At 72.2% G+C, this 10657-nt stretch carries 9 protein-coding genes; 3 read left to right on the top strand and 6 right to left on the bottom strand.

Annotation, left to right across the window (positions count from 1 at the left end):
* Nucleotides 1-18 precede the first annotated feature (18 nt).
* Both FFT09_RS11675 and FFT09_RS11670 read right to left on the bottom strand, forming a co-directional pair.
* Nucleotides 19-636: a DUF2537 domain-containing protein gene (locus FFT09_RS11675; RefSeq protein WP_138382681.1), complete on the bottom strand. Its 618-nt coding sequence runs from the start codon at nucleotides 634-636 to the stop codon at nucleotides 19-21.
* Nucleotides 637-657: 21 nt separating this feature from the next.
* Nucleotides 658-1461 carry a TrmH family RNA methyltransferase gene (locus FFT09_RS11670; protein ID WP_081192369.1) on the bottom strand — a complete coding sequence of 268 codons (804 nt, stop codon included), beginning with the start codon at nucleotides 1459-1461 and terminating at the stop codon, nucleotides 658-660.
* 228 nt (nucleotides 1462-1689) lie between these two features.
* Here FFT09_RS11670 and FFT09_RS11665 point away from each other — a divergent pair, with 228 nt between their 5' ends.
* Together FFT09_RS11665 and FFT09_RS11660 are read left to right on the top strand one after the other, a co-directional pair.
* A complete protein-coding gene (locus FFT09_RS11665) occupies nucleotides 1690-3186 on the top strand; it encodes a glutamate-cysteine ligase family protein (RefSeq protein WP_138382680.1) in 1497 nt (498 codons plus the stop codon).
* Nucleotides 3187-3354: 168 nt separating this feature from the next.
* On the top strand, nucleotides 3355-3978 hold the full coding sequence (locus FFT09_RS11660; protein WP_024875210.1) for a superoxide dismutase: 624 nt from the start codon (nucleotides 3355-3357) through the stop codon (nucleotides 3976-3978).
* Between the two features lie 137 nt (nucleotides 3979-4115).
* On the opposite strand, the gene FFT09_RS11655 is transcribed toward FFT09_RS11660, so the two are convergent.
* The 3 genes from FFT09_RS11655 to FFT09_RS11645 all read right to left on the bottom strand — a co-directional run bounded on the left by FFT09_RS11655 (nucleotide 4116) and on the right by FFT09_RS11645 (nucleotide 7459).
* The gene (locus tag FFT09_RS11655; RefSeq protein WP_138382679.1) at nucleotides 4116-5453 is read right to left on the bottom strand and encodes an MFS transporter; all 1338 of its coding nucleotides are present in this window, start codon (nucleotides 5451-5453) and stop codon (nucleotides 4116-4118) included.
* A 43-nt stretch (nucleotides 5454-5496) separates the two neighbouring features.
* Nucleotides 5497-5931 (bottom strand): MarR family winged helix-turn-helix transcriptional regulator, encoded by a 435-nt coding sequence (locus tag FFT09_RS11650; protein ID WP_024875212.1) that lies wholly within the window; start codon nucleotides 5929-5931, stop codon nucleotides 5497-5499.
* A 61-nt stretch (nucleotides 5932-5992) separates the two neighbouring features.
* A complete protein-coding gene (locus FFT09_RS11645) occupies nucleotides 5993-7459 on the bottom strand; it encodes an NCS2 family permease (protein ID WP_024875213.1) in 1467 nt (488 codons plus the stop codon).
* A gap of 46 nt (nucleotides 7460-7505) precedes the next feature.
* On the opposite strand from FFT09_RS11645, the gene FFT09_RS11640 reads away from it, so the two are divergent.
* A complete protein-coding gene (locus FFT09_RS11640; protein ID WP_176218262.1) occupies nucleotides 7506-7778 on the top strand; it encodes a DUF2530 domain-containing protein in 273 nt (90 codons plus the stop codon).
* Between the two features lie 36 nt (nucleotides 7779-7814).
* Here FFT09_RS11640 and FFT09_RS11635 read toward each other — a convergent pair whose 3' ends face one another.
* On the bottom strand, nucleotides 7815-10655 hold the full coding sequence (locus FFT09_RS11635) for a sacsin N-terminal ATP-binding-like domain-containing protein (RefSeq protein ID WP_138383174.1): 2841 nt from the start codon (nucleotides 10653-10655) through the stop codon (nucleotides 7815-7817).
* Nucleotides 10656-10657 lie beyond the last annotated feature (2 nt).

The raw sequence follows: 10657 nt of genomic DNA, 5'->3' as shown, positions 1-10657 counted from the left end.
CCACTGCGCACGGGCGGGTCACGAGAAGGCGATGACCAGCACTCCGAGCCACGACACGGCGGTGCCCACCACCGCGCCGAGGACGAGCCAGCGCACCACGGGAACGGTCCGGCCCAGCCACAGCGACGGAGCGAGTCCCGCGCTCACCACGGCGGCGGCGAGGATCGCGACCCAGCCCGCGGTCTCCGAGGCCAGTGTCGAGGCCAGCGCGAGCATCGCCACGACGACGAACACGGCGGCGAACGCCGCGACGGTGAGCCCGGTGGCCCACGGCGGTGTGGGGTCGACCGTGCGCCCGTGCGGGGGCCGGGCGAAGGCGGGTGAACGTCCCGGCCTGACCACGCGGCTGTGCCCGCTCGCCGGGTCGCGGTAGCGCACCGGCCCGCCCAGCCGCACGGCGACTCTGCCCGCGAGCTGGCGCCCCCGGCGGGAGACGACCTCGCTGCCCGCGCCGCTGCCGGTGCGCGACATCGCCGCGCACACCCGCGCCCACTCCGCGAGCGCGTCGGCGAGGTCGGCGCCGAGCACGTCGGCCAGCTCGGCGCTCCGCTGGTCCGTGTCGCCGTTCTCGCGGCGTGTGGGCAGCACGAGGACGGCGCGGTCGTCGCGCAACAACAGCTCGGCCTCGTCAGTCACGCCCGCTCACCGGCTCGCATGTCACCTCGTCACCTCGTAGAACGCGACGGCCGCCGCCGTGGCGACGTTGAGTGAGTCCACGCCCTCCGACATCGGGATGCGCACCGCGCTGTCGGCGGCGGCGAGCGCGGCGTCGGAGAGGCCGTGCCCCTCCGAACCGACCAGCAACGCCAGCCGCTCGTGACCCGCGTCGCGGACGTCGCGCAACGCTACCGCGCCGGGCCGCGGCGTGAGAGCCGCGACGTGGAACCCGTGGTGGCGCACCTCGGCCAGCTCGGCGGGCCAGCGCGAGGCGAGGGCGAACGGCACCCGCAGCACGTGCCCCATCGACACCCGCACGCTGCGCCGGTATAGGGGGTCGGCACAGCCTGCGCCCAGCAGCACCCCGTCCACCCCGAGCGCGGCGGCGTTGCGGAACAGCGATCCGAGGTTCTCGTGGTCGTTGACGCCTTCGAGCACGGCGAGCACGCGGGCACGGGACAACACGTCGGGCAGCGACGGGCTCGGCGCGCGGTCGGCGACCGCGAGGACACCGCGATTGAGGTGGAAGCCCACGACCTCCGACATGGTCTCCGCCGAGGTGACGTACGCGGGGACGGCGAGCCCGGCCAGGTCGTCGCGCAGCTCGGCGATCCGCTTCGGCACGCCCAGCAGCGCACGTACCGGGTAGGGCGAGTGCAGCAGCCGCCGCACCACGACGGTGCCCTCGGCGATGACCAGCCCCCGCCCGCCGGGGCGGTCGGGCCTGCGGTCGGCCGTGGTGAGGTCGCGGAAGTCGTCGAGGCGCTCGTCGTCGGCCCGGTCGGTCTCGATCAGTGTGGCCACGCCCGGAGTCTCGCACTCCGCCATTACGGCAGGCGTTGGTGCTCCGAATGCGGGGTAGCCCGGTCGTACGAACGGGCCTTCGCGTGCGCAGCGTTAAGGGCAGGTGACCCAGAGCACCAGATTGGCCGCTAGTCGCGGCCCCGACGGTGTGTCACGGTTGCCGCCTGGCAAGGGGTCAACGCCAAGGCGTTCGGGTGTGCCGAGGCCGAGCAGGAAAAGGACGATCCCATGGGTAAGGACGTGTCACCGGACGCCTTCACCCCGAGGGACAGGGGGCGGTATCGCCGCAAGGTGCAACGCTGTCTGGACACTCTGGCGCGAATGCTCTCGGACGGCAGCTTCACGTTTCCGCGCAAGCACATCGGTCTCGAGGTGGAGCTGAACCTCGTCGACGCCGACATGCGGCCGTCGATGGCCAACACCGAGGTACTCGACGCGCTGGCCGATCCGGCGTTCACCACCGAACTCTCGCAGCACAACATCGAGCTCAACGTGCCGCCGTGTCCGCTGGACGGCACGTCCGCGCTCCGGCTGGAGTCGATGCTGGACGAGTACCTCGCCAGGGCGGAGCGGCAGGCGACGGAGGCGGAGTCACAGGTCGCGATGATCGGCGTGCTGCCGACCCTGCGCTCGGAGCACTTCGACCAGAAATGGCTCACCAGCAGTGCCCGGTACTCCCTGCTCAACGACGAGATCCTCGCCGCGCGCGGTGAACAGCCACTGCTGTCGCTGGAGGGCGTCGGCCTGCCGGGCCGCGAACCGGAACGGTTGCGTGCCTTCGCCCAGTCGATCCTGCCCGAGGCGGCGTGTACGTCGGTGCAGCTGCATCTCCAGGTCGCACCCGAGGAGTTCGCGGCGCACTGGAACGCGGCCCAGTGCCTCGCGGGCGTTCAGGTGGCGCTCGGCGCGAACTCGCCGTTCCTGCTCGGCAAGGCGCTGTGGCACGAGACGCGCATTCCGCTGTTCCTCCAGGCCACCGACACCCGGCCCGAGGAGCTGCGGAATCAAGGGGTACGGCCGAGGGTGTGGTTCGGCGAGCGCTGGATCACGTCGATCTTCGACCTGTTCGAGGAGAACGTCCGGTACTTCCCCGGCCTGTTGCCGGAGACCGACGACGAGGACCCGATGGAGGCACTGGAGTCGGGCCAGGTGCCGAAGCTGACGGAGCTGCGACTGCACAACGGCACGGTGTGGCGGTGGAACCGGCCGGTGTACGACGTGGTGGACGGCATGCCGCACCTGCGGGTGGAGAACCGGGTGCTGCCCGCGGGGCCCACGGTGCTCGACATGATGGCCAACGCCGCGTTCTTCTACGGTGCGCAGCGCGCGCTGGCGGAGCAGGAGCGGCCCGTGTGGACACAGATGTCGTTCCAGGCCGCCGAGGAGAACCTGTACTCCGGCGCTCGCAACGGGTTCGACGCACACCTGTACTGGCCCGGCATCGGCTGGATCCCGCCGGACGAGCTCGCGTTGCGGGTGCTGCTGCCGCTGGCCCGGCAGGGGCTGCGGGACTCGGACGTCCCGGACAGTGTCGCCGACCGGTACCTCGGGGTGATCGAGCAGCGGTGCCTGCGGCAGCGGACCGGAAGCGTGTGGCAGCGGGAAGCCGTCCTGCGCGCCGAGGACCGTGGCCTGGACCGCGACTCCGCGCTCGCCGCCATGCTGGCGCGCTACGTCGAACTCTCGCGCACCGGCGAGCCCGTGCATTCGTGGCCGGTGGACTGAACCGGTCGGGGTCCGCCCCGCTGTGGCGCGAGTAACAGTGCCTTGACCTCGACCTAACTCCACTTTGCAAGGTCAACTACGTCACGCCCCGGTTAGCCCGAGCACACAGTGGCTACTAGGTTTGGCAGCGACGACAAGGCTTGGTTCGCGAGACAAGAAGGAGGGCTCATGCCCACGTACGAGCTTCCCGACCTCGACTACGACTACGGTGCCCTCGAGCCGCACATCTCCGGCGAGATCAACGAGCTGCACCACAGCAAGCACCACCAGACCTACGTCAACGGCGCCAACCAGACGCTGGAGAAGCTGGCCGCCGCGCGCGACGCCGACGACTTCGGCTCCATCGTCGGCCTGGAGACCACGCTGGCCTTCAACCTGGCCGGCCACGCGAACCACGTCGTCTGGTGGAAGATCCTCTCGCCCAACGGCGGCGACAAGCCGACCGGCGAGCTGGCCGCCGCGATCGACGAGTCCTTCGGCTCGTTCGACAAGTTCAAGGCGCAGTTCACCGCGGTCTGCACCACCATCCAGGGCAACGGCTGGGGCGCGCTGTCGTGGGACCCGATCGGCAAGACGCTGATCACCCAGCAGCTGCGCGACCACCACAACAACCTGATCCTGCCGACGACCCCGATCCTGCTGGTCGACGTCTGGGAGCACGCCTTCTACCTGCAGTACAAGAACGTGAAGCCGGACTACGTCAAGGCGCTGTGGAACGTGTTCGACTGGGCCGAGATCGGCAGGCGCTTCGAGGACGCGAAGGCAGGCCGCAACGGGCTGCTGCTGCCCTGATCGCTTTCCGCCCGAGCCGGAAACACGTGAGGCCCCGTCCTGCCGGAGTTCGCTTCCGGAAGGGACGGGGCCTCACGTGTTTCCCGAACTGACTGCCGCTCCCACCACGAAGCGACGAAACTGAGGCTAACCTAACCTCACTCCTGGGGCAAGGGGCGCGTGGTGCCCGGACGCCGGGCGCCGCGACGGGCCCGGTGCGCCACGTACCCGCACACCAGCGCCGCCACGAGCGCCACCGCGCCGCCGACGTAGAACGGCGACCGCCCGCCGAAGGTGCCGGCCAGCCAGCCCGTCAGCAGGCCGCCCACCGGATTGCCACCCATCAGCACCAGGACATACAGGCCCATGACCCGCCCGCGCAACTGCGGGCTCACCGTCGTCTGCACGAGGGCGTTGGCCGTGTTGAGGAACGTGATCGTGGCGAACCCCAGCGGCACGAGGCCGAGCCCGAACAACAGGTAGGTCGGCAGGAACGCGCCCCCCAGCTCGCACAGCCCCAGCGCCGCCGCGGACACCACGAGCAGCCGCAGCGTCGGCCCGCCCCGGCTGCCCCGGCGCGCGGCGGCGAGCGCGCCGGTGAACGTCCCCACCGCGAGCATCGTCGAGAGCAACCCGTAGCCGTCGGCCTCGGTTCCGAAGACGTTGGCCGCGACCACGGCCAGCGACGTGAAGAACGTGATGCCGAAGGTGCTCACGAAGAACACCAGCACCATCACGGTCAGCAGATCCGGCCTGCCGCGCACGTAACGCAGTCCGTCGCGCAACTGTCCCTTGCCGCGCCCCACCGAGGGCGCGCGGAACAGTTCGGCGGGATTCATCCGCGCCAGTCCCGCGATGACCGCCACCGTGCTGACCGCGTTCGCCACGAACAGCCAGCCCGTGCCCACGAGCACGATCGCGAACCCGGCGACGGCGGGGCCCGCGATGCGAGCCAGGTTGAAGATCGAGGAGTTCAGTGCCACCGCGTTGGCGGCCTGGTCACGGCCCACCATCTCGGCCACGAAGGCCTGCCGCGTGGGCACCTCCAGCGCCGACAGCGTGCCGAGTACGACACACAGCGCGTAGACCTGCCACAGCGCGGCGACCCCGGTCAGCACCAGGGCACCGAGCACCAGCGCCTGCGACGCCACCGCGGTCTGGATGCCGATCAGCAGCCGCCGCTTGTCCACGCGGTCGGCGAGCACCCCGGCCCACAACGACAGCAGCAGGGTCGGCAGGAACTGCAACGCCACCGCCACGCCCAGCGCCACGGGGTCGTACCCGCTGAGCTCGAACACCAGCCAGTCCTGGGCGATGCGCTGCATCCAGGTACCGACATTGGAGATGATCTGCCCGCCGAAGAACAGGCGGTAGTTACGCACGCGCAGAGACGCGAACATGCCTCCGCCTCGCTCCGGCGGCTCCGGCGGAGGTGGTGAGTCACGGGTGGCGGTCGGCTTCCTCGGTGTCGTCGCGTCGCTACCCGTGATGGTCACGCGGTGATGTCGCCTCCCGTCTGCGCCACGGGGAACGCGGGCGTCAGCCGCGCTCCGCCATGCGTTCGATGATCTCGGCCGCGTCCGACAGCACCCGCCGCTGCTCGTCGCTCAGCTCGGCGAGCCGGGTGTCCAGCCATGCCTCCCTGCGGGAGATCGTGGCCAGGACGTAGTCCCGGCCCGCGTCGGTCAGGGTGACGATCGCCTGCCTGCCGTCGGTCGGGTGCGGGGTGCGCACGACGTACGCCCGCTCCTCCAGCGCGGCGATGACCCGCGTCATCGACGGCGGCTGCACACCTTCCCTGGCGGCGAGCTGTCCGGGTGTCACTGGGCCGCATTTGTGCAGCGTGGACAAAGCCGAGATCTGGGTGAGCGACAGGTCGTCACCGGCGCGCTGTGCCCGCAACCTGCGGTTGAGCCGGACAACCGCCAGCCTCAGCCTACTGGCCAGCGATCGTTCGTCAGCGGTTTCCGACACATCCTTAGCATACCTCACGATTGCGCGCGCGTGCCCGGCCCGCCGCCGGTGACGCCGCGCGTCAGCCGAGGAGCTGCTGGATCGGGTCGATCGCGAAGTACACGACGAACGCCACCGACGTGACCCACATGAGCGGGTGTACCTCGCGGGCGCGCCCGGTCGCCGCCCGCAGCACGACGTAGCTGACGAAGCCCGCGCCGATGCCGTTCGCGATGGAGTACGTGAACGGCATCACCACGATCGTCAGGAACGCGGGCAGCGCCACCGTGAAGTCCCGGAAGTCCACGTCGGCGATCTGGCGCACCATGAGCGCGCCGACGACGACGAGCGCGGGCGCGGCGGCCTCGATCGGCACCGCCTCGTACAGCGGCGTGAAGAACATGGCGGCGATGAACAGCAGACCGGTGACGACGTTGGCCAGTCCGGTCCGCGCGCCCTCGGCGATCCCGGCGGCCGATTCGACATAGACGGTGTTGGAGCTGGCCGACGCCGCGCCACCGCCGATGGCGCCGAGCGAGTCCACGAACAGGCCCTTGCCCACGTTCGGAAGCCGCCCCCGGTCGTCGTCCAGCCCGGCCTCCCGACCGAGCCCCGTCATCGTGCCGATGGTGTCGAAGAAGTCGGTGAGCACCAGCGTGAACACCAGCAGCGCCGCCGTGAGCGCGGGCACCTGCACCCAGGCGTCGAACGAGACCTGCCCCACGAGCGAGAGGTCGGGCAGGCTCAGCACCGAGTCCGGCAGCGCCGGATAGCCGAGGTTCCAGCCCTTCGGGTCCACGCCCTGCGAGGGACCCGCGGCCACGATGGCCTCGATGACGATCGACAGCACCGTGCCCGCGAGCACACCGATCAGGATGGCGCCCTTCACTCCGCGCGCCACCAGAACGCCCATCAGCACGAGTGTCACCACGAACACCGCCGTGGGCCACGAGGCGATCGAACCGTCGATGCCGAGCTGCACCGGCACCGTGGTTCCCGCCGCGTCGGGCACCCGCCGCACGAAGCCCGCGTCCACCAGGCCGATCAGGGCGATGAACAGCCCGATCCCGACCGCGATGCTCGCCTTGAGCTGCTGCGGCACGGCGTTGAACACCATGCTGCGCACCCCGGTGATCACGAGCAGCAGCACCACGACGCCGTTCACGAGCACGAGCCCCATCGCCGCCGACCACGTCATCTGGGGCGCGATGGTGACGGCGACGAGGGTGTTGATCCCCAGCCCCGCGGCGAGCGCGAACGGGAAGTTCGCGACGACGCCCATCAGGATGCTGAGCACCCCGGCGACGAGCGCGGTGACCGCCGTCACCTGGGCGACCGGCAGGATGGCTCCGGTGACGTCCTTCGCCGCGCCCGCGTCGTCCGGCGAGAAGCTGCCGAGGATCAGCGGGTTCAGCACGATGATGTAGGCCATCGTCACGAAGGTGACCAGACCACCTCGGACCTCCCGGCCCACGTTGGAACCCCGCTCGCTGATCCGGAAGAACCGGTCGAGCCTCGGGGGCCGTTGCCGCGTGGTCACGTCTGACATCGCTCACCTGCTTCGCGTCGTGTACGGCGGCGGTAGCCTGACCCCTGTGGACGAACCGAACGACCCACCTGAGATCACCGGACGGCTTCGTCCTACCCCTGACCTGCCGACATCAGTGGTCAGTCCCTGGATTCCCGTGGTCGGCGGCACGGCGGTCTGGCTGATCGCCTCAGTCGTGCTGCTGGCCACCGGCGTCCACGGGATGTGGCTGTGGACGGCCCTGACGGGCGGCGGGCTCGGCCTGGTGGGCATGGCAGTCATGCTCTGGCAGCGCGCCGCGTCCCGCAGAGGGTCGCGTTTTGCTCAACGAAACCTTTAACACACGCGGGTGAGGGCGCGGTGCTCGGCCCGCCGGTCAGCCCAGCACGGTGCGCGGTCCGGGGTCGTCGAGCAGCCGCTCCACGACCACCCGTTCGGTCCACCGGCCCGCCTCCCACGCGAACGCCCGCGCGAGCCCGTCCGGCGAGTCGCTGGCATGCGCCGTCCCGAACTCGCCGTCGTGCCACCACGGCACGACGACGCCGCCCACGGTCAACTCGTCGTGAACCAGCACACCGCCGTCGGGAAGCTCCGCGCCCAGCAGGTCGGCCACCTCCACGATCGCGGGCAGCTCCGCCCACGCCGCGAACTCGCCGTCGTCGTCGGGCCCCACGGTGGTCTCGTCCGAGGCCAGGGGCAGGTCCAGCACGTCGGCCAGCGCGGCAGCGTCGGCGAACTCGGCCGCCGCGACGAGCCGGTCGGCGGGCCAGACACCGAGCAGCCACGGCGCGTCCAGCACGACGGCGTCGGCCGCGTCGCACACCGACCCGGCCAGCGTGCGCACGCGCGCCGGTGGCTCCACGTCGTCGGGCGGAAGCTCCGACAGCGCGCCGTGGGCACGCAGCACGACACCGGGCGGCACGGTTCTGTCCGGGTCACCGAGCCGCGCGCAGACCAGCGCGGCGTCGTCGGCGTCGCGCACGGCGAGACCGACGACGCCGGTGCGCACCCCTGCCGCCACCAGCAGGTCGTCGCCGAGGCCCACGTCGGGTACCGGGTCGAACAGTCCCACCGCCGCGCGCGCCGAGGCGAGCCGCCACTGCCCGGGCGACCGTCCCGCCAGCAGCGCGTGCGCCGCGAGCCAGTCCCGTAACCGGCCGTCGGGCGCGCTGAGCACCCGCCACGTCGCGGGTTCCGAGGCGAGCAGCCGCAGCGCGGCGGGCCAGGCGTCGTCGGCCACGAGATCCAGGTCGGCGACGGCGGGCTCGGACTCGTCGGTGGTGGCGTGGCCCACGGGGAAGGTGTCGCGCACCCCGGCCCTGACGAGGGTGTCGCGGTTCCAGCGCTGGGCGAGGTCGCGTGCCAGCACGTCCAGCGGCGCGTCGTCGCCGACGGCGTCGGGATCGAGCACCGGCAGGATCGCGGCGTCCGGCAGCAGCAGCTCGTCAGCCCGGCGCGGGCCGTGGACCGACGGCAGCGCGAGCGCGCCCAGCGCGGCGCGCTCCGGCTCGGGCAGGCCCGGAGCCGACGACAGCCAGCTCAGCACCGCCTCGGCGAGCGGCTCGACGTCGAGCCCGGCCAGCGCGTCGTCGACGCTCCGGTCGACGGCCGCTGCCACCGGGGGTGCGGCGAGCAGATCGGCGGGACCGGCCCGCCGCGCACCCAGCCGGTGCAGCAGCGGATGCGCGGCACCCGGATGCACCACGTGCAGCCCCGGTATCGCCAGCTCGGCGACGGCACTCATGGCACTGACGGCACCCTCCGCGTCGTCGAGCAGCAGCGCACCCCGCGCCCCCGGCACGGTGCGGCCGTCGGTGAGCGGCACCGGGAGCGCGCCCAGTTCGTCGGGATCGACCTCGGAACGCTCCACGGCCGCGTGCAGCTCCGTGTACACGGCGTGCCACCACGACGGAGGACGCTCGACTCCGGTCAGCGCCTCCGCCAGCTCCGCGACCCCCAGGGGCCGGGCCCCCGCCACCGCCGCCGTGCGCGCCGCCTCCCGGCCACACAACGGGGCCGCGGCGAGGTCGGGCACCAGCTCGGCCACCAGCTCCACCAGCCGGGCAGCGGCGAGGTCCAGCACCCGCGCCCGCCTGCCGGGCAACGATCCGCCCTCGGCCGAGGGAACCCACTCGGCGTCGGCGAGCCGGCGGGTGACCCGCTCCCGCAGCACCGCGTCGACATCCGAGAGCGGGAAGTGGGGCCGAGGGACGAGCGCGAGCCGGTGGCGGGGCGGCAACGCCCGCACGAGCCCGGGATAGGCCGCCGCGGCGGCGTCCAGTGCCCGCGTCACCTCGGGGGTTCCCGCCGAGGCGAGCACCCTGCGCCGCGACGGTTCCAACGGCACGGCGGTCGTCAGCAACCGCGCGGGCAGCGACAGGCGCTCGTCCGTCGGAGTCGGTGCGTGCAGAACGTCACCGGGGTCGCCCGGCAGGGGCCGGGGCGCGCCGTCGTCGGCCAGCGGCAGTGCCCACACGCAGCCCTCACCACGGTGGGTCAGCCAGCGGGCCCGCCGCTCACCGGGCAGGGTGAGCACGACCTCGTCGGAGGCATCGGCGGTACCGCCCTCGGTGCGGCGGGTCCACCGGCGCTGTCCCACCTCCACCTCGGCCAGCCACGGCAGCACCAGCAGCACGTCCGCCACCTCGGCGGCGACCTGCTCCAGCAGCGGGCCCGGATCGTGGCGCAGCGGCAGCCGCACCTCGGTGTCGAACCCCTCCGGCAGCGGCGGCTCGTCCTCGGGCAGCGGCCACGGCAACCGGAGCACCGGGACCTCGGGGGCCTCCCACACCTGCCGGGTCCGCCGTTCCGAGAACGCCACACCGCCCGTGCGCGAAACGACCCTCGGCTCGGCCGTGACCGCCAGCACGGCGGCGAACCCGACCCCGAACCGGCCCACCAGGCCCTGGCCCGACGGGGGCTTGCCCGAGGCACGCAGAGACGCGAGCGCGGCGACACCACGACGGTCGAGCGGAGCCCCGGTGTTCGCCACCCGCAACTCGCCGTCGACGACGCTCACCCGCAGCCTGCCCGGACGCCCCGCCAGTGCCGCCGCGTCGGCCGCGTTCTGCGCGAGCTCCACGAAGACCCGGTCGCGGTAGGCGCCGCGAAGCAGGTCGCGCTCGGCCTGGGTGTCCTCGGTGAAGCGGGTGGGCGAGTCATGCCACGACCGCAGTACCGCCTGCCTGAGTTCGTCGAGATCGCCGGAGGACAGCAGTG

This window comes from Saccharomonospora piscinae (assembly GCF_005862235.1).
GTDB lineage: Bacteria > Actinomycetota > Actinomycetes > Mycobacteriales > Pseudonocardiaceae > Saccharomonospora > Saccharomonospora piscinae.
Note: the sequence above shows the minus strand (reverse complement) of the source record. Positions and strands in the feature narration are given on the sequence as shown.